Below are 18,672 nucleotides of genomic sequence, written 5' to 3' on the forward strand. Positions count from 1 at the left end.
GGTCAGCCCAGTAGCTTCCTGAACGCCTCGATGGGCAGAGGCCGGCTGTGTAAATACCCCTGGAACAAATGGCAGCCCAGCTTTTGCAGGAATGCCAGTTGTTCCGGGGTTTCCACGCCCTCGGCGATCACATCCAGGTTCAAGCTGCGCGCCATGGCGACGATGGCGCGGATGATTTCGGCATCGTTGGGGTCGTGGGTGGCGTCGCGCACAAAGGACTGATCGATCTTCAACGCATTCACCGGCAGGCGCTTGAGGTAGGTCAGCGACGAATAGCCGGTGCCGAAGTCGTCCATGGCAAAGCTCACGCCGAGTTTTTTCAGGCGGCGCATCTTGGCCACTGTGTCATCCAGGTTCTGGATCACGATGCCTTCGGTAATTTCCAGTTTCAGCAGGCTATACGGCAGGTGATGCTGCTTGAGGCTGCGCTCCACCCGCTCCACGAAGTCGTTCTGGCGGAACTGGCGCGGGCTTATATTCACGCACAGGCTGAAATTCAACGGGTCCACCAAGCCATCGGCGATCAATTGGGCAAATGCGCCGCAGGCTTCATCAAGAATCCAGGTGCCGACTTCCAGGATCAGGCCGCTGTCTTCCAGCACTTTGATAAATTCGGTGGGTGACTGCGCCCCCAGTTGCGGGTGCTGCCAGCGCACCAGCGCTTCGGCACCGATGATGCGATTGCCGCGCGCATCCACTTGAGGCTGGTAATGCACGCTGAACTCACCGCGTGACAGCGCCAGACGCAGGTCGGTCTCCATGCGCAGGCGTTCACTGGCGGTTTTCTGCATGCTGTTATGAAACATCTGCGTGGTGTTGCGTCCTGAATCCTTGGCCCGATACAGCGCAATGTCGGCACGCTTGAGCAGGTCTGCGGGTGTCGAGCCATGGTCGGGGATCAGCGCCACGCCAATGCTCGGCGTGACCTGCAGGCGATGGCCATCGAGGAACATCGGTTCCGAGAGCAATTCGCGCAGGGTGTCCGCCAGTTCCTGTACCTGGGCGCTGACTTCCACGCGTGTACCTTCCAGGCCGCTGAGCAGCACCACGAACTCATCGCCGCCCAGGCGCGCCACCGTATCTTCCATGCGCACGCTGGCTTCTAGGCGTGCGGTGACGATTTTCAGCACGGTGTCGCCCACCGGATGGCCGAGGGAATCGTTGATGTGCTTGAAATGGTCGAGGTCGAGAAACAGCAGGGCGCCCCGCAGGTTATGGCGTTTGAGCAGGGCGATCTGCTGGCTCAGGCGGTCCATCAGCAGCGCACGATTGGGCAGGTTGGTCAGCGGGTCGTGATAGGCCAGGTGACGGATCTGCGCCTGGGCGTTTTTCAGCAGGCTCACGTCCCGCGCCGTCAGCAGCAGGCACGGCGTCTCATTGAGGGTGATCGGTTCGACCGATACCTCCACGGCCAACAATTCGCCACGTTTGTTGTGCCACAGCATTTCCAGGTGATGAATTCGGCCCTTGATCTGCAGTTCGGCCAGCAGCGCCGCGCGCTGATTCTCATCGGCCCAGATGCCGATCTGATACAGCGTCAGCCCGATGGCCTCCTCGGCGCGGTAACCGGTGAGGCGGCAGAAGCCGTCATTGACCTCCACATAACGGCCGGTGTCACGTTCGGTAATGGAGATGGCATCGGGGCTTGAATGGAAGGCCTTGGCGAATTTTTCTTCGCTGGCCTTAAGGGCGGCCTCGGAGCGTTGTTGCTGGGTGATATCGCGCAGGGTCGTGACAATGCAGGGTTGGTCGCCGACCTTGATCAGGCGGCTGGAAATCACGCAGGTCAGGCTTTGGCCGTTTTTGTGATGCACCACAATGGCGACATTGTTTAACGACTGCTCGCGAATGACCCGTTCGATACGTTGCAGGCGCTTGCTCGAGTCATCCCACAGCCCGATCTGGTCGGCGCTTTTGTCGATCACCTCGGCGGCGGTCCAGCCAAAGGTCTGAGTGAACGCGGGGTTGATTTCGATAAAGGCGCCGCTGTCCAGGTAGGTCACGCAGATTGGGTCAGGGCTGGCCTGGAACAGGCTGGCGAACTTTTCTTCGGAGGCGGTGATGCGCTGCTCGCGTTCCACCTGGTCGGTGATATCCAGCAAGGTGCCGGCCATGCGCAACGGTTTGCCCGATTCGTCGCGATACAGCCGCGCGCGGCTTTCCAGGTAACGAGCGCTGCCGTCCTCCATCTGTACGCGGTAGGTCAGCTGGTAATTGCCGTCCGGGCCTTCACGCAGGCTGCGATAGGCGTTGCGCATGCCCTCGCGTTCTTCATCGGACATGCCTTCAAAAAACGCATCGAAAGGTTCGTGAAACGGCAACGCCTCCAGGCCGTGCAGTTGCGCCGCGCGGGCCGAGCCATACAGCATGCCGCTGGGGATATGCCAGTCCCAGGTGCCCAGCTGTGCCGAATCCAGGGCCAGGTCGAGGCGCTCCTGGCTGTCCTTGAGCGCCTGCTCGGCGTTTTTGCGCTCGGTGGTGTCGACAAACGTGCTGATCAGGTAGGCCTCGCCCTCCAACTCGACTTTCTGTGCGCTCAAGGTACCGTCGTGGATCTGGCCGTTGCTGGCGCAGAACTGCACTTCCATGCTGATGGGTTCGCCCTTGCGTTGGGTGGCCCTGACCAGCAGGGCGCGCTGTTGCGGGTCACGCCACAGGCCCAGGTCCAGCGTGGTGCGGCCGATGGCCTGGGCCACGGGCCAGCCGAAAAGCATCTCGAAATACTGGTTGGCTTCGCTGATCAGGCCGTCGGCCTGGCGGGTCAGCAGGACCATATTCGGGCACAGATGAAACAGTGTGGCGAAGCGTTTTTCCGAGTGGATAAGGGCGTGTTCGCGCTCGCGCTGGCGAGTGGTTTCGCGAATCACGCCGATCATGCGGCGCCGGCCGGTCTTGTCCGGTGCCAGGCTGCCGTTGATTTCCAGCCAGTGGTGGCTGCCATCGGGCCATTCGATGTGGTGGTGCATGGCCTGTTCAAACGGCTCGCCCGCCAGCACGGCGTGAAAGGCCCGCACCACACGCGCGCGATCCGACGGCGCGAGCAGATCCAGGTAATCCAGGTCTTTGGGTAACGGCTGGCGCGGATCGTAGCCGAACAGCGCCTGGGTGCCGCGTGACCAGCTGATCCTGCCGGTGTCGATTTCCCAGCACCACGCGCCCAGGCGGGCAGCGTTGAGGGCTGCCAGCAACTGCGGAGCGCTGTCCCAGCTTTGTTCCGCCTCTTGAGGGTCCAGGGCGTAAATGCGGGGCAGGGGTGGCACGGAATCGACGGGGTTGCGCATTATCAAAGGGCCTTGGCTCAATGGGCGTTCGGCGCGGTTTATTCAGACCTTGAGGCCGCACAGCTTCATGCCGGTGTCCCTGGCAGATCGACCTGTGCATCCAATAGGCTCATGAAAGCCCGCGCAGCGTTCGACAGCGTCCTTTCGGTGTGCACGATATAGCCTAGCTGGCGACTGAGCTGTATGCCCGGCAAAGCGATACTTGCCACCTGTTCATCGAGCATGGTGCGCGGCAACACGCTCCAGGCCAGGCCGATGGACACCATCATCTTGATGGTTTCCAGGTAGTTGGTGCTCATGGCGATGTTCGGCGTCAGGCCCTGGGCTTCAAACAAGCGGCTGACAATATGGTGGGTAAAGGTGTTGCCACCGGGGAATACCGCCGGGTGTTTGGCGATATCGGCCAGGTTGACCGTGCCATTGGCGGTCAGGCTGTGCTCGGGCGCGACCACGAAATCCAGCGGGTCGTCCCACACCGGCGTAGCGCGTACCAGGTTGTGCGGGTCGGGCGCCAGGGTGATAACGGCCACTTCAGCGCGACCATGGAGGATTTCCTCGTAGGCAACTTCCGAATCGAGGAACTGAATATCCAGCGCCACGTTCGGGTACTCGCGGGTAAAGGTGCGCAAAATCGGTGGCAGGCGGTGCAGGCCGATGTGGTGGCTGGTGGCCAATGTCAGGCGGCCGCTGACTTCGCCGGTCAGGTTGGTGAGCGCGCGGCGGGTGTCGTCCAGCACATTGAGAATCTGGTAAGCACGCGGCAGCAGAGCGCGCCCGGCCTCGGTCAGGCCGACTTCACGGCCCAGGCGGTCGAATAAACGTACCTTTAATTGTTGTTCCAGCCCGGCAATGCGCTTGCTGATGGCCGGTTGGGTCAGGTGCAGGCGTTCGCCGGCGCCGGAGAAGCTGCCGGTCTCGGCGATGGCAATAAAGGCATTAAGGTTGGCCAGGTCCATTGTGGTATTCCAGTTGGTAATCCAAAGTATAAAAAATATGAATTTGAGTTATTTAATGTAGCGCCATACCATCAGCCTCACAAGCCAAAGGGTTATTGAATGTCTCAAAAGCCCGGGGCATAGAAAGACCGATGATGAGGACCGACTGATGGCCGGCAAAACGCTTTACGACAAGCTTTGGGATTCCCATGAAGTGAAACGGCGCGACGATGGCTCGTCGCTGATCTATATCGACCGTCACATCATCCATGAAGTGACCTCGCCCCAAGCGTTCGAAGGCCTGCGGCTGGCCGGGCGCAAGCCCTGGCGCGTCGACTCGATCATCGCCACCCCGGACCACAACGTACCGACCACCCCGGAGCGCAAAGGCGGCATCGAGGCCATTGCCGACCAGGTGTCGCGTTTGCAGGTGCAAACCCTCGACGACTATTGCGATGAATATGGCATCACCGAATTCAAGATGAATGACGTGCGTCAGGGCATCGTGCACGTGATCGGCCCGGAGCAGGGCGCCACCTTGCCGGGCATGACCGTGGTCTGCGGTGACTCTCACACCTCCACCCACGGCGCATTCGGCGCCCTGGCCCATGGCATCGGCACTTCCGAGGTGGAACATGTGTTCGCCACCCAGTGCCTGGTCGCCAAAAAGATGAAGAACATGTTGGTCAAAGTCGAAGGCACATTGCCATTTGGCGTGACCGCCAAGGACATCGTGCTTGCCGTGATTGGCAAGATCGGCACGGCCGGCGGTAACGGCCATGCCATCGAGTTCGCCGGCAGCGCCATCCGCGACCTGTCCATCGAAGGCCGCATGACCATCTGCAACATGTCCATCGAAGCCGGTGCCCGTGTCGGCATGGTCGCGGCGGACGAAAAAACCGTTGAATACGTCAAAGGCCGTCCTTTCGCTCCGCAAGGCGCCGATTGGGAGGCTGCCGTAGAGGCCTGGAAAGACCTGGTGTCCGACGCCGACGCTGTCTTCGACACCGTGGTTGAACTCGACGCCGCGCAGATCAAGCCGCAAGTCAGCTGGGGCACCTCGCCGGAAATGGTCCTGGCCGTCGACCAGAACGTGCCGGACCCGGCCAAGGAAACCGACCTGGTCAAGCGTGGCTCCATCGAGCGTGCCTTGAAGTACATGGGCTTGAAGGCCAACCAGGCGATCACCGACATCCAGTTGGATCGCGTGTTTATCGGTTCCTGCACCAACTCGCGGATCGAAGACCTGCGCGCCGCGGCGGTGATCGCCAAGGGCCGCAAAGTGGCCTCGACCATCAAGCAAGCCATCGTGGTGCCAGGTTCGGGCCTGGTCAAAGCGCAAGCCGAAGCCGAGGGCCTGGACAAGATCTTCCTTGAGGCCGGTTTTGAATGGCGCGAACCGGGCTGCTCCATGTGCCTGGCGATGAACCCGGACCGTTTGGAGTCGGGCGAGCATTGCGCGTCCACCTCCAACCGTAACTTCGAGGGGCGTCAGGGCGCCGGTGGGCGTACCCACCTGGTCAGCCCGGCCATGGCCGCCGCCGCTGCCGTCAACGGTCGTTTCATCGACGTTCGCGAATTGATCTGAGGAATACCCGATGCGTGCTTTTACTCAACACACTGGCCTTGTCGCCCCTTTGGATCGAGCCAACGTCGACACCGACCAGATCATCCCCAAGCAGTTCTTGAAGTCGATCAAGCGCACCGGCTTTGGTCCGAACCTGTTCGATGAGTGGCGCTACCTGGACGTGGGCTACGCCTACCAGGACAACTCCAAGCGCCCGTTGAACAAGGACTTCGTGCTCAACGCCGAGCGTTACCAAGGCGCCAGCGTATTGCTGGCCCGCGAGAACTTCGGCTGCGGCTCCAGCCGTGAACACGCGCCGTGGGCCCTGGAAGAATATGGCTTTCGCAGCATCATCGCGCCGAGCTACGCCGACATCTTCTTCAACAACAGCTTCAAGAACGGCTTGCTGCCGATCATCTTGAGCGACGCCGAAGTGGACGAGCTGTTCAAGCAGGTCGAAGCCAATGTCGGCTACCAACTGACCGTTGACCTGGCTGCGCAGACCGTGACCCGCCCGGACGGCAAGGTGTATCACTTTGAAGTCGATGCGTTCCGTAAGCACTGCCTGATCAATGGCCTGGACGATATCGGCCTGACCTTGCAGGACGGCGATGCGATTGCCGCGTTTGAAACCAGGCACCGGGCGAGCCAGCCCTGGTTGTTTCGCGACGCTTGATTTGAGGTAGGCCGTGCGGGCCCCATCGCGGGCAAGCCCGCTCCCACATGTTGACCTGTGAACACGGTCGAGTGTGGGAGCTGGCTTGCCTGCGATAGCGCCCGTACCAACACCACAAAACCCAAGGAAAACCACCATGACCAGCACCGCCCACACCCAAGTCGTGCAAAAACAATTCGGCGAACAGGCCTCGGCCTACCTGAGCAGCGCAGTTCACGCTCAAGGCACCGAATTCGCGCTACTCCAGGCCGAATTGGCCGGGCAGGGCGCTGCGCGACTGCTGGACCTGGGTTGCGGTGCCGGGCATGTGAGCTTCCACGTTGCGCCGCTGGTTGAAGAAGTGGTGGCCTACGACCTGTCCCAGCAGATGCTCGACGTGGTGGCAGCCGCCGCAAAAGAGCGTGGCCTGAACAACATCCGCACCGTGCATGGCGCCGCTGAGCGCCTGCCATTCGCCGATGGCGAGTTCGACTTCGTGTTCAGCCGCTATTCGGCTCACCATTGGAGCGACCTTGGCCTGGCCCTGCGTGAAGTGCGTCGGGTGCTCAAGCCTGGCGGTATCGCGGCATTTGTCGATGTCTTGTCACCGGGCAGCCCGCTGTTGGACACTTACCTGCAAACCGTCGAAGTGCTGCGCGATACCAGCCACGTGCGCGATTACTCCGCCGCCGAATGGATGCGCCAGCTCAGCGAGGCCGGCCTGCACGTACGCACCAGCAGCCGTCAGCGCCTGCGCCTGGAATACACCTCGTGGGTGGAGCGCATGCGCACCCCAGAGGTATTGCGCGCCGCGATCCTTGAGTTGCAGCAGGCGATGGGCCAGGAAGTACGCGATTACTACGAGATTCAAGCCGACGGCACCTTCAGCACCGACGTGCTGGTGGTCTTTGCCGAACGCTGATTAATTTTCCCGACCTGCCCACGGGCGGGTCGCTTGATGAAATGAGGAACGCATGAGCAAGCAGATTCTGATTCTTCCTGGCGACGGTATTGGTCCGGAAATCATGGCCGAAGCGGTCAAAGTCCTGGAATTGGCCAACAGCAAGTACAGCCTGGGCTTTGAGTTGAGCCACGACGTGATCGGCGGCGCCGCCATCGACAAGCACGGCGTGCCCCTGGCCGACGAAACCCTGGACCGCGCCCATGCAGCCGACGCCGTACTGCTCGGCGCCGTGGGCGGCCCGAAGTGGGACAAGATCGAGCGTGACATCCGCCCGGAGCGCGGCCTGCTGAAAATCCGCGCGCAACTGGGCCTGTTCGGCAACCTGCGCCCGGCGATTCTCTACCCGCAACTGGCCGATGCGTCGAGCCTCAAGCCGGAAGTGGTGGCGGGCCTGGACATCCTGATCGTGCGTGAGCTGACCGGCGGTATCTACTTCGGCTCGCCACGCGGCGTGCGCACCCTTGAAAATGGCGAGCGTCAGGCCTACGACACGCTGCCGTACAGCGAGAGCGAGATCCGCCGTATCGCCCGTGTCGGTTTCGACATGGCCCGCGTGCGTGGCAAGAAGGTCTGCTCGGTCGACAAGGCTAACGTACTGGCCTCCAGCCAGCTGTGGCGCGAAATCGTCGAAGAAGTGGCCAAGGACTACCCGGACGTCGAACTGAGCCACATGTACGTCGACAACGCCGCCATGCAGCTGGTGCGTGCACCCAAGCAGTTTGACGTGATCGTCACCGACAACCTGTTCGGCGACATCCTGTCCGACCAGGCGTCGATGCTGACCGGTTCCATCGGCATGCTGCCGTCGGCGTCGCTCGACACCCACAACAAGGGCATGTACGAGCCGTGCCACGGTTCGGCGCCGGACATCGCAGGCCAAGGCATTGCCAACCCGTTGGCGACCATCTTGTCGGTGTCGATGATGCTGCGTTACAGCTTCAACCTGAGTGAAGCGGCGGATGCAATCGAGAAGGCTGTGAGCCTGGTACTGGACCAGGGTTTGCGCACCGGCGACATCTGGTCGCAGGGTTGCACCAAGGTTGGGACGCAAGAAATGGGCGACGCAGTAGTCGCCGCGCTGCGGAATCTGTAATCTCTCGGGCCCGCTTGCAGTTGTTGCTGCAAGGCGGCCCACTTTTTAACAAGGTGTAGTTGCGATGAAACGTGTAGGTCTGATCGGTTGGCGCGGTATGGTCGGTTCCGTGCTCATGCAGCGGATGCTGGAAGAGCAGGATTTCGATCTTATTGAGCCGGTGTTTTTCACCACGTCGAACGTGGGTGGCCAAGGGCCGTCCGTGGGCAAGGATATTGCTCCGCTCAAAGACGCCTACAGCATTGAAGAGCTCAAAACCCTCGACGTGATTTTGACCTGCCAGGGTGGCGACTACACCAGCGAAGTCTTCCCCAAGCTGCGCGAAGCCGGCTGGCAGGGTTACTGGATCGACGCCGCCTCGAGCCTGCGCATGCAGGACGACGCCGTGATCATCCTCGACCCGGTGAACCGCAAGGTTATTGACCAGCAGCTGGACGCTGGCACCAAGAACTATGTAGGCGGCAACTGCACCGTCAGCCTGATGCTGATGGGCCTGGGTGGCCTGTTCGAAGCCGGCCTGGTCGAGTGGATGAGCGCCATGACCTATCAGGCGGCCTCCGGCGCCGGCGCGCAGAACATGCGCGAGCTGATCAAGCAAATGGGTGCCACCCACGCGGCCGTTGCCGATCAACTGGCTGACCCTGCCAGCGCGATCCTCGACATCGACCGTCGTGTGGCCGAAGCCATGCGCAGCGATGCCTACCCGACCGAAAACTTCGGCGTGCCTTTGGCCGGTAGCCTGATCCCGTGGATCGACAAGGAATTGCCGAACGGCCAGAGCCGCGAAGAGTGGAAGGCCCAGGCTGAGACCAACAAGATCCTCGGTCGCTTCAAAAACCCGATCCCGGTGGACGGCATCTGCGTGCGCATCGGCGCCATGCGCTGCCACAGCCAGGCGCTGACCATCAAGCTGAACAAAGATGTGCCGATCGCCGATATCGAAGGGCTGATCAGCCAGCACAACCCATGGGTCAAGCTGGTGCCGAACAACCGCGACATCAGCATGCAGGAGCTGAGCCCGACCAAGGTCACCGGTACCCTGAATGTGCCGGTTGGCCGTCTGCGCAAGCTGAACATGGGCACTCAGTACCTGGGCGCGTTCACCGTCGGCGACCAACTGCTGTGGGGCGCGGCTGAACCGCTGCGTCGCATGCTGCGGATTTTGCTGGAGCGTTGATCGCTGCTGGTGAGTAGGAAACCCGCGTTCTGGTGACAGGCGCGGGTTTTTTATTGCCCTTCAGGGCCTCTTTGCGGGCAAGTCCACTCTCACATTCGATCGCATTTCAACGTTGGGAGGCGTTTGAATGTGGACGCTGGCTTGCCGGCGATGAGGCCATCAGCCACACCAACAACCCCAGGTCAATTGCCTCACTTCCCACCACCCGGTAAAGTGCCGCTCCCCCCGCAATGCCCGAGGCAGCCACCATGACCCAGACCTTTGAAATCGCCGTGATCGGTGCAACCGGCACCGTGGGTGAAACCCTGGTGCAGATTCTCGAAGAGCTGGATTTTCCGGTAGGCACCCTGTATCTGCTGGCGGGCAGCAACTCGGCCGGCGCCTCGGTGCCGTTTCGCGGCAAGAATGTGCGGGTCAAGGAAGTTGATGAGTTCGACTTCAAAAAAGCCCAGTTGGCCTTCTTCGCGGCAGGCCCGGCGGTGACCCTGAGTTTCGCGCCACGCGCCACGGCGGCCGGTTGCTCGGTGATCGACCTCTCCGGCGCCTTGCCGGCCGATCAGGCACCTCAGGTCGTGCCGGAAGCCAACGCGCATATTCTCAAGGGTCTGAAAAAGCCCTTCCAGCTCGGCAGCCCGAGTCCGTCGGCCACCAACCTGGCGGTGGTTCTGGCGCCGTTGCGCGGCCTGCTGGAGATCCAGCGCGTCAGCGTCACTGCCAACCTGGCCGTTTCGGCCCAGGGCCGCGAGGCCGTCAGCGAGCTGGCCCGGCAGACCGCCGAGTTGCTGAACGTGCGCCCGCTGGAGCCGAAGTTCTTTGATCGGCAGATGGCCTTCAACCTGCTGGCGCAAGTCGGCACGCCTGACGCCCAGGGTCATACAGCCCTGGAGAAACGCCTCGTACACGAGTTGCGTGCGGTGCTGGAAACACCTCTGCTAAAGATTTCCGCAACCTGCGTTCAAGCCCCGGTGTTTTTTGGCGATAGCCTGACAGTGTCATTGCAGTTGGGCGCGCCGGTCGACCTGGCCGCTGTCAACCGTGCACTGGAGGCAGCGCCGGGGATCGAGCTGGTGGAAGAGGGCGACTACCCCACGGCCGTTGGGGATGCGGCCGGCCAGGATGTGGTCTACGTTGGCCGAGTGCGTGCGGGCGTGGACGACCCGGCGGAACTAAATCTGTGGCTGACGTCAGATAACGTACGCAAAGGCGCGGCATTGAACGCCGTGCAACTGGCGCAGTTGTTGATAAAAGGCCTTGTGTAAAAGATACTTGGCGGCAATTTGTAGATTGATTCTAGCCAAGCGCTATGCTTGGCCCCAAGCGAAACAGAAGCGCGTCGGTAACCTATCGGCTCGCCATGCCTTATGGCAGCGGTTACCAACCTTCTCGCAGGCCGGGGAGTGTTCAAACAAAGGATGAGGCTATGGTTCAAGTTCGCAAACTGGTGTTAGCAATAGCGGCCGCCTCGGCGCTGTCTTCCGGTATGGCGCAGGCGCTGCAGCTTGGGGAGATGACCCTCAAGTCGAAGTTGAACCAGCCGTTGGCGGTGGAAATCGAATTGCTCGATGTCGGCGGCCTCACTGCCTCCGAGATCACCCCGAGCCTGGCGTCTGACCAGGCGTTTGTGGACGCCGGCGTGGATCGCCAGGCGTTTCTGAATGACCTGACGTTTACCCCGGTGATCAACCCCAATGGCCGCAGTGTGGTGCGCGTCACCTCCAGCAAGCCGCTGCCTGATTCCTACGTACGGTTTCTGCTTCAAGTGCAATGGCCCAACGGCCGTCTGATGCGCGACTACAGTGTGCTGCTCGACCCGGCCAAGTTCGAGCAGCCGGCACCGACCGCCAGCGCACCTGCACCGCGCTTGAGTGCGCCGACCCAGTCGGCACCTGCCAGCACGGCGCCCACGGTCAGCAAAGCTGCGCAGCACACCACGACGTCTCGCGATACCTTGTGGGAAATTGCCGCGAAGAACCGCAACGGCGCGTCGGTCCAGCAGACGATGCTGGCGATCCAGGCGCTCAATCCTGATGCCTTTATCGACGGCAATATCAACCGCCTGAAAACCGGCCAGGTGCTGCGTCTTCCGGATCGCCAGCAAGCCACCAGCCTGCCGCAGCCGGAGGCGATTGCCGAAGTCACTGCGCAAAATGCCGCCTGGCGCGAGGGCCGTCGCACGGCCAATAATCAGGCCGCCGGCAAGCAGCAACTGGACGCCACTCGGCGCACCCAGGCAGGCGATGCGCCCTCGAGCACCAATGCCAAGGACAACTTGAGCCTGGTGTCGGCCGAGTCCGCCAAGAAAGGTGCCAAGGGCAGGGCCGCTGACGGGCGTGCATTGAGCGACAAGCTGGCGATGACCCAGGAAGAGCTGGACACCACGCGCCGCGACAATGCCGAGCTGAAAAGCCGCGCGGCCGACCTGCAAAGTCAGTTGGACAAGCTGCAAAAGCTTATTCAATTGAAAAACGATCAACTGGCCAAGTTGCAGGCTCAGGGCGGTAACCCGGCAGTGCCGGGCACTGCGCCGACGACGGCAGCCATTCCGGCGCAGCTGCCAGGTGAGCCTGCGGCGACTGCATCGACGGCGCCGGCGCCCGATGCGACGCCGGCTGCCGTGGTAGCTACGCCCGAGCCGATCAAGCCGGATGCCGCGCCGGCCAGCAGCACCGAAGGTAAATTCAACGATCTGCTGACCAACCCGATTGTCCTCGGGGTCATCGGCGGTGCTGCCGGCTTGCTGGTGTTGTTGCTCCTGCTGCTGTGGGCCCGTCACCGCAATGCCCGCCTCGAAGAGGAAAAGCACCTGCGTATGGCGCGGGCGCTGGCTGAAGAACCACAGTTTTCGCCGAATGTGGATCACGACCTGCCGCCGGACAGCTTCGAAGGCCTGGAAGTGCCGCCGCCGAACGTCAAGCTGGCGGCCGCGCCTGCGCCTGCCCCGGTGGTTGAGCCTGTCGTGGTGCCGAGCGTGGCTTCCGTGCTGGCGCCTTTGGCCGTCGCCGTGGCCCCGGAAAATTCCAGCGATGCGCTCGCACAAGCCCAATCCCATATCGACCGTGGTCACCTGAATCAGGCCGCCGATGTGTTGGAGCAGGCGATCAAGCGCGAGCCCAAGCGCAGTGACCTGCGCTTGAAGCTGATGGAAGTCTACGGTCTGCAAAGCGATAAGGACGGCTTCGTCACGCAAGAGCGTCAACTGGTGGCCACGGGCGAAAACCACGCCCAGGTCGAGCAGCTCAAGAGTCGCTTCCCGGCCATGGCCGTGTTGGCCGCGGGCGTCAGCGCTGCGGTGGCCGCGGCGGCGCTGGACGCTCAATACGTGAAGAACTTGCTTGAAGACAAACCGGCAGCGCCGGCGCCGGAACCCGACGCGTTCGATACGGATTTCGACTTGAGCCTGGACGATCTGGAAGCCGCTTCGCCGGCCGTGGTCAGCCCCAAGGATGAATCGAGTTTCGAGTCTGTCCTGCAGCGCCAGACGCAAGCCAAGCCCGCGCCGGATGATGTGTCGGACTTCGATCTGGACCTGCAGCTGGACGCGCCGTCGTCCACGCAATCGGACGATGACTTCCTCTCGGGCCTTGAAGACCAGATGAAGGATGTGCCGGCTGTTGAGCCGCCAACCCTTACCCCTGCCGCACTGGATGATTTCGACCTGCCGGAAGACTTCGACCTGTCCCTGGCTGACGAACCGCAAGCGCCGCCGGCCGCCAAGCCGGATGCCTTCACATCCGAGCTGGACGACGTCAACGCTGAGCTCGATCGCCTGTCCCAGAGCCTCGAGCATCCGCCGATCGAGCCTTCCTTTACCGCCGAAGATGCGGCGTTGGGTGCTGATGAGCCGGAGTTTGATTTCCTCTCTGGCACCGATGAGGTGGCCACCAAGCTCGACCTGGCCCAGGCCTACATCGACATGGGCGATGCCGACGGCGCGCGCGACATTCTGTCCGAAGTGCTGACTGAGGGCGATGAAGCCCAGCGCGGTGAAGCCAAGGAAATGCTCGGCAAAATCTGAACAGGAGTGTAACGCCAATGTGGGAGCGGGCTTGCTCGCGAGCGTGACGTGTCGGTTAGCGGATTGAGCGCCTGGCACGTTGCATTCGCGAACAGGCCCGCTCCCACAGTTGGTTTGGCGCGTGGCCTCGCAACAAAAGCGCCCCTCATGCGTGCTCCGCCTTTATAATGGCCGCCTTTGCGCAACTCATCGGGCTCTCAGTTCTTGGCAAATCTAGATAACGCGGCCGCCGAAATGGCGGCCGCAGGCTTTAACCGCATCGCTCTGGGCGTGGAATACAAAGGCTCGCGCTATCGCGGCTGGCAGCGCCAGGCCTCGGGTGTGCTGACGGTGCAGGAAACCCTCGAAAACGCCTTGTCGAAGGTCGCCGACTCGCCGGTGTCGCTGATGTGCGCCGGGCGAACCGACGCCGGTGTGCATGCCTGTGGCCAGGTGGTGCACTTTGACACCCAGGCCGAGCGCACGATGAAAGCGTGGGTGATGGGCGCCAATATCAACTTGCCTCATGACGTCAGCGTCACTTGGGCCAAGGTCATGCCTGCGCATTTTCATGCGCGCTTCAAGGCCATTGCCCGGCGTTATCGCTACGTGATCTATAACGACCAGATCCGTCCGGCGCACCTCAACCAGGAAATCACCTGGAACCATCGCCCGCTGGATGCCGAGCGCATGGCCGAAGCCGCGCAGCATTTGGTCGGTGTGCATGATTTCAGCGCGTTCCGTGCCGGCCAGTGCCAGGCCAAGTCGCCAATCAAGGAAGTCCATCACTTGCGCGTGACCCGTCACGGCAAGATGATCGTGCTGGATATCCGCGCTGGCGCCTTCCTGCACCATATGGTGCGCAATATTGCAGGCGTGTTGATGACCATCGGCACCGGCGAGCGCCCGGTGGAGTGGGCCAAAGAGGTGTTGGAAAGTCGCATCCGCCGCACAGGTGGGGTGACGGCGCATCCCTTTGGCCTGTATCTGGTGGACGTGGAGTACCGCGACGAGTTCGAATTGCCGGATCGCTTCATCGGGCCACACTTCCTCACAGGTTTCAGCGAACTTGGCGGCTGACGCCCGGAATAGCTTTTGTTACCATCCGGGACTTTCTCGGTTCAACCCCTGAGGTTTCTACGACATGTCAGCCGTTCGCAGCAAGATTTGCGGGATCACCCGCATAGAAGACGCGCTGGCGGCAGTCGAGGCGGGGGCGGATGCCATCGGTTTTGTGTTTTATGCCAAGAGCCCACGGGCGGTGAATGTGCTGCAGGCGCGTGCAATCATCGCCGCGTTACCGCCGTTCGTGACCACCGTCGGCTTGTTCGTCAACGCCAGCCGCTGCGAGCTCAACGAAACCCTGGATGCCGTGCAGCTGGACATGCTGCAGTTTCACGGCGATGAAAGCCCCGAGGAGTGTGAAAGCTACCAACGCCCGTATATCAAGGCGCTACGCGTCAAGGCCGGGGATGACATCGCCGCCGCGTGTGCTGCCTATACTGGCGCTCGTGGCATTCTGTTGGATACCTATGTCGAAGGCGTGCCGGGCGGTACGGGCGAAGCATTCGACTGGACGCTGATTCCCGAGGGGCTGAGCAAGCCGATTATCCTCGCCGGCGGGCTCAACCCCGCGAATGTCGGAGCCGCCATCGAGCAGGTTCGGCCGTACGCCGTGGACGTCAGCGGTGGGGTGGAGCAGGGCAAGGGCATCAAGGATCACCACAAGATTCGCGCATTCATGCAAGCGGTGCGCAACAGCAATGGTGTGATGTGACGGCTCGCAGTCTGCCGCCGTCCATAACTACCACTGTGTAAAACAGCATCGGCGCCGCCTGCGGGAGGCCCGGAAACGTAGTGGCAACCCGCGCTGCGGGTTGTCTGGAAGGCTGAGGATACGGGCAGGAAATGGCTGGTCGAACGTCTGACCCCGTCCCGTCTGTGTCATCGCCACATATGAATTTAGCTCAAGGGCATACGCGGGGCTGTGTTCAAGCCACCGGTACTGGAGAAAGAAAGCATGAGCAACTGGTTAGTAGACAAACTGATCCCTTCGATCATGCGTTCCGAGGTGAAGAAAAGCTCGGTTCCTGAAGGTCTGTGGCACAAGTGCCCATCCTGTGACGCGGTGCTGTATCGCCCGGAGCTGGAAAAGACCCTGGACGTTTGCCCCAAGTGCAACCACCACATGCGTATCGGCGCCCGCGCCCGCATCGACATTTTCCTCGACGCCGATGGCCGTGCCGAGCTGGGCGCTGACCTGGAGCCGGTTGACCGTCTCAAGTTCCGCGATGGCAAGAAGTACAAGGATCGCCTCACCGCCGCGCAAAAGCAGACCGGTGAAAAGGACGCGCTGATTTCCGTCAGCGGCAAGTTGCTGGGCATGCCCGTGGTGGTGTCGGCGTTTGAGTTTTCCTTCATGGGCGGTTCCATGGGTGCCATCGTCGGTGAGCGTTTCGTACGTGCCGCCAACTACGCCCTGGAAAACCGTTGCCCGATGATCTGCTTCGCCGCCTCCGGTGGCGCGCGCATGCAGGAAGCGCTGATTTCCCTGATGCAAATGGCCAAGACCTCTGCGGTACTGGCGCGTCTGCGTGAAGAAGGCATTCCGTTCATCTCCGTGCTGACTGACCCGGTCTATGGCGGCGTTTCCGCCAGCCTGGCGATGCTGGGTGACGTGATTGTCGGCGAACCCAAGGCCCTGATCGGCTTTGCTGGCCCGCGCGTGATCGAGCAGACCGTTCGCGAAAAACTGCCGGAAGGTTTCCAGCGCAGCGAGTTCCTGCTGGAGCACGGCGCGATTGACATGATCATCGCCCGTGGCGAGCTGCGTCCACGCTTGGGTAACCTGCTGGCGCAAATGATGGGCCTGCCGACGCCTGTGTACGTCGCGCCTAAAGTCGAACCGATCGTTGTACCGCCGGTGCCTGCAAACCTATGACCCAACGTACCCTTGGCGAATGGCTCGCCTACCTTGAGCAGTTGCATCCGTCAGCCATCGACATGGGCCTGGAGCGCTCGCAACAGGTAGCGGCCCGCCTCGGGTTGGGCCGGCCGGCACCGCGCGTGATCACGGTGACCGGCACCAACGGCAAAGGCTCAACCTGTGCCTTTGTCGCGGCGCTGCTGCAAGCCCAAGGGCTGAAAGTTGGCGTCTACAATTCTCCGCACCTGCTGCGTTACAACGAGCGGGTGCAGCTCAATGGCGTCGAAGCCACTGATGAGCAGCTCTGCGAAGCCTTTGCCGCACTGGATACCGGGCGCGGCGAAATTTCCCTGACCTACTTCGAAATGGGCACCCTGGCGGCGTTCTGGCTGTTTGAGCGTGCGCAATTGGATGTGGTTGTTCTGGAAGTCGGCCTGGGTGGGCGTCTGGACACCGTCAATGTGGTGGATGCCGACATGGCGCTGGTCACCAGCATTGGCGTGGATCATGCCGACTACCTGGGCAATACCCGCGAGTCGGTGGCCTATGAAAAGGCCGGGATCTTCCGCCAGGGCAAGCCTGCGCTGTGTGGTGATCTGGACCCGCCGCAACCCTTGCTCGACAAGGTGCGCGAGTTGGATTGTCCGTTTTACCTGCGCGGCCGCGAATTCAATCTCGACATCGGTGCTCAACATTGGCAATGGCGTGGGCGTGATGCGCGCGGGCAGGCGGTAGAGCTGCATGATCTGCCGCTGCTGAACCTGCCGATGGAAAACGCTGCGCTGGCGCTGCAGGCCTACCTGCTGCTGGATCTGCCGTGGCATGCGGAGCAAATTGCCGCGACATTGCTGGCCACTCGGGTGGTCGGGCGTCTGGATCGTCGCACCTTCGAGTGGGAGGGCAAGCGCCTGAACCTGCTGCTGGATGTGGGGCACAACCCCCACGCCGCCGAATACCTGGCGCAACGCCTGTCGCGTACGCCTCCGGCCGGGCGTCGCCTGGCGGTGTTTGGGCTGCTGGCCGATAAAGACCTGGACGGCGTGGTTGCGCCGTTGCTCGGCGATGTCCAATCGTGGGCGGTGGCGCCGCTGGATACGCCGCGCAGTCGGCCGGCCGCCGAATTGGAAACGGCCTTGCAGAACCTTGGTGCATCGGTGGCGTCGTATCCAAGCGTCACCGCCGCGCTTGAAGCGCAGTGTGCGGTGGCCACGGCCGAGGACGAGATTCTGTTGTTCGGATCATTTTATTGTGTTGCCGAGGCGCTAGAGTGGTTGGCCCGGCGCTCCACGGAGGAAGCTGCACATGGCATTACTGGATAGCGCATACAAGCAGCGAATGGTTGGGGCCCTGGTGTTGGTGGCGTTGGCGGTGATTTTTCTGCCGATGCTGTTTTCGCGTCAGGACGAGCAGCGCCAGGTAGTCGTTGAGGCGCCGGCTGCGCCCCAGGCGCCGACGGTACCGCAAGTTCAGGTCGAGCCGGTGGTGGTGCCCGAGCCGCAGGCGTTGCCTGAGGAGCGTGTGCCGAGTGATGCGGATGTGGCTGCGCAGCAGGCGCCGAGCATGCCGGTGCAGCCGAGTGTGCCGGTGGTCAAGCCTGCACCTGCACCTGCGCCCGTGCCGGCAGCGCCTGTGGTTGCCGCCAAACCGGCCGCGCCGGCGCCAGCGCCCAAGCCGGTTGCGCCGCAACCTGCCGCCCCGGGCAAGCCGGACGTTGGTCAAAGCCGTATCGATCCCAATGGTCTGCCGATCACTTGGTCGATCCAGCTCGCCAGCCTGGCCAATCGCGAGAGCGCCGAAGCCTTGCAGAAAAAGCTGCGCACTCAGGGCTACAACGCTTATATCCGCAGTGCCGATGGCAAGAATCGGGTGTTTATCGGGCCGCTGATCGAGCGCGCCGAGGCCGATCGTCTGCGCGACTTGCTGGGTCGCCAGCAGAACCTGAATGGTTTTGTGGTGCGTTTTCAGCCTGAGCGCGGCTGATTTCACCCCCGTTTCAGCTTGGAATGCACTCAATGTGGGAGGGGGCTTGCCCCCCGATGGCGGTAGGTCAGTCAGCCTCTCTGATAATGACCCATCGTTA

At 62.0% G+C, this 18,672-nt stretch carries 14 protein-coding genes; 12 read left to right on the forward strand and 2 right to left on the reverse strand.

Features of this window, described 5'->3' with window-relative positions:
• Window positions 1-2: 2 nt before the first annotated feature.
• Window positions 3-3,281, reverse strand: a complete 3,279-nt coding sequence (locus tag AACW30_RS18315; RefSeq protein WP_200625568.1) for an EAL domain-containing protein — start codon at window positions 3,279-3,281, stop codon at window positions 3-5.
• A gap of 65 nt (window positions 3,282-3,346) precedes the next feature.
• Window positions 3,347-4,237 carry a LysR family transcriptional regulator gene (locus AACW30_RS18320; protein ID WP_106576678.1) on the reverse strand — a complete coding sequence of 297 codons (891 nt, stop codon included), beginning with the start codon at window positions 4,235-4,237 and terminating at the stop codon, window positions 3,347-3,349.
• A 148-nt stretch (window positions 4,238-4,385) separates the two neighbouring features.
• On the opposite strand from AACW30_RS18320, the gene leuC reads away from it, so the two are divergent.
• From leuC to AACW30_RS18380, 12 genes are all read left to right on the forward strand, one after another.
• On the forward strand, window positions 4,386-5,804 hold the full coding sequence (gene leuC, locus AACW30_RS18325; protein WP_106576679.1) for a 3-isopropylmalate dehydratase large subunit: 1,419 nt from the start codon (window positions 4,386-4,388) through the stop codon (window positions 5,802-5,804).
• A gap of 10 nt (window positions 5,805-5,814) precedes the next feature.
• Window positions 5,815-6,459, forward strand: a complete 645-nt coding sequence (gene leuD, locus AACW30_RS18330; RefSeq protein WP_179677043.1) for a 3-isopropylmalate dehydratase small subunit — start codon at window positions 5,815-5,817, stop codon at window positions 6,457-6,459.
• 136 nt (window positions 6,460-6,595) lie between these two features.
• Complete coding sequence (locus tag AACW30_RS18335; protein ID WP_200625569.1) at window positions 6,596-7,360, forward strand: class I SAM-dependent methyltransferase; 765 nt, start codon at window positions 6,596-6,598, stop codon at window positions 7,358-7,360.
• A 52-nt stretch (window positions 7,361-7,412) separates the two neighbouring features.
• Complete coding sequence (leuB, locus tag AACW30_RS18340; RefSeq protein WP_200625570.1) at window positions 7,413-8,495, forward strand: 3-isopropylmalate dehydrogenase; 1,083 nt, start codon at window positions 7,413-7,415, stop codon at window positions 8,493-8,495.
• Between the two features lie 64 nt (window positions 8,496-8,559).
• A complete protein-coding gene (gene asd, locus AACW30_RS18345; protein WP_058412147.1) occupies window positions 8,560-9,672 on the forward strand; it encodes an aspartate-semialdehyde dehydrogenase in 1,113 nt (370 codons plus the stop codon).
• A 248-nt stretch (window positions 9,673-9,920) separates the two neighbouring features.
• Complete coding sequence (locus AACW30_RS18350; RefSeq protein ID WP_200625571.1) at window positions 9,921-10,931, forward strand: aspartate-semialdehyde dehydrogenase; 1,011 nt, start codon at window positions 9,921-9,923, stop codon at window positions 10,929-10,931.
• Between the two features lie 161 nt (window positions 10,932-11,092).
• Window positions 11,093-13,687 carry a FimV family protein gene (locus AACW30_RS18355; protein ID WP_200625572.1) on the forward strand — a complete coding sequence of 865 codons (2,595 nt, stop codon included), beginning with the start codon at window positions 11,093-11,095 and terminating at the stop codon, window positions 13,685-13,687.
• A gap of 234 nt (window positions 13,688-13,921) precedes the next feature.
• Window positions 13,922-14,746: a tRNA pseudouridine(38-40) synthase TruA gene (truA, locus tag AACW30_RS18360; protein WP_106576685.1), complete on the forward strand. Its 825-nt coding sequence runs from the start codon at window positions 13,922-13,924 to the stop codon at window positions 14,744-14,746.
• 64 nt (window positions 14,747-14,810) lie between these two features.
• Complete coding sequence (locus AACW30_RS18365) at window positions 14,811-15,443, forward strand: phosphoribosylanthranilate isomerase (protein WP_169367230.1); 633 nt, start codon at window positions 14,811-14,813, stop codon at window positions 15,441-15,443.
• 243 nt (window positions 15,444-15,686) lie between these two features.
• Entirely contained in the window at window positions 15,687-16,607 is a 921-nt protein-coding gene (accD, locus tag AACW30_RS18370) for an acetyl-CoA carboxylase, carboxyltransferase subunit beta (protein ID WP_106576687.1), read from the forward strand.
• Window positions 16,604-17,911 carry a bifunctional tetrahydrofolate synthase/dihydrofolate synthase gene (gene folC, locus AACW30_RS18375; protein ID WP_200625573.1) on the forward strand — a complete coding sequence of 436 codons (1,308 nt, stop codon included), beginning with the start codon at window positions 16,604-16,606 and terminating at the stop codon, window positions 17,909-17,911. The genes accD and folC overlap by 4 nt, the downstream gene beginning before the upstream one ends.
• Window positions 17,895-18,572, forward strand: coding sequence for an SPOR domain-containing protein (locus AACW30_RS18380; protein ID WP_200625574.1), 678 nt, complete (start codon window positions 17,895-17,897; stop codon window positions 18,570-18,572). Before folC ends, AACW30_RS18380 begins: the two co-directional genes overlap by 17 nt.
• Window positions 18,573-18,672 lie beyond the last annotated feature (100 nt).

It is taken from the genome of Pseudomonas sp. MF6747, from assembly GCF_963890955.1.
Lineage (GTDB): Bacteria > Pseudomonadota > Gammaproteobacteria > Pseudomonadales > Pseudomonadaceae > Aquipseudomonas.

What these genes read in the sequence shown, in the direction of transcription:
- AACW30_RS18315 (WP_200625568.1), bottom strand. Translation starts at nt 3,281, where the DNA reads ATGCGCAACCCCGTCGATTCCGTGCCACCCCTGCCCCGCATTTACGCC.
- AACW30_RS18320 (WP_106576678.1), bottom strand. Translation starts at nt 4,237, where the DNA reads ATGGACCTGGCCAACCTTAATGCCTTTATTGCCATCGCCGAGACCGGC.
- leuC (WP_106576679.1), top strand. Translation starts at nt 4,386, where the DNA reads ATGGCCGGCAAAACGCTTTACGACAAGCTTTGGGATTCCCATGAAGTG.
- leuD (WP_179677043.1), top strand. Translation starts at nt 5,815, where the DNA reads ATGCGTGCTTTTACTCAACACACTGGCCTTGTCGCCCCTTTGGATCGA.
- AACW30_RS18335 (WP_200625569.1), top strand. Translation starts at nt 6,596, where the DNA reads ATGACCAGCACCGCCCACACCCAAGTCGTGCAAAAACAATTCGGCGAA.
- leuB (WP_200625570.1), top strand. Translation starts at nt 7,413, where the DNA reads ATGAGCAAGCAGATTCTGATTCTTCCTGGCGACGGTATTGGTCCGGAA.
- asd (WP_058412147.1), top strand. Translation starts at nt 8,560, where the DNA reads ATGAAACGTGTAGGTCTGATCGGTTGGCGCGGTATGGTCGGTTCCGTG.
- AACW30_RS18350 (WP_200625571.1), top strand. Translation starts at nt 9,921, where the DNA reads ATGACCCAGACCTTTGAAATCGCCGTGATCGGTGCAACCGGCACCGTG.
- AACW30_RS18355 (WP_200625572.1), top strand. Translation starts at nt 11,093, where the DNA reads ATGGTTCAAGTTCGCAAACTGGTGTTAGCAATAGCGGCCGCCTCGGCG.
- truA (WP_106576685.1), top strand. Translation starts at nt 13,922, where the DNA reads ATGGCGGCCGCAGGCTTTAACCGCATCGCTCTGGGCGTGGAATACAAA.
- AACW30_RS18365 (WP_169367230.1), top strand. Translation starts at nt 14,811, where the DNA reads ATGTCAGCCGTTCGCAGCAAGATTTGCGGGATCACCCGCATAGAAGAC.
- accD (WP_106576687.1), top strand. Translation starts at nt 15,687, where the DNA reads ATGAGCAACTGGTTAGTAGACAAACTGATCCCTTCGATCATGCGTTCC.
- folC (WP_200625573.1), top strand. Translation starts at nt 16,604, where the DNA reads ATGACCCAACGTACCCTTGGCGAATGGCTCGCCTACCTTGAGCAGTTG.
- AACW30_RS18380 (WP_200625574.1), top strand. Translation starts at nt 17,895, where the DNA reads ATGGCATTACTGGATAGCGCATACAAGCAGCGAATGGTTGGGGCCCTG.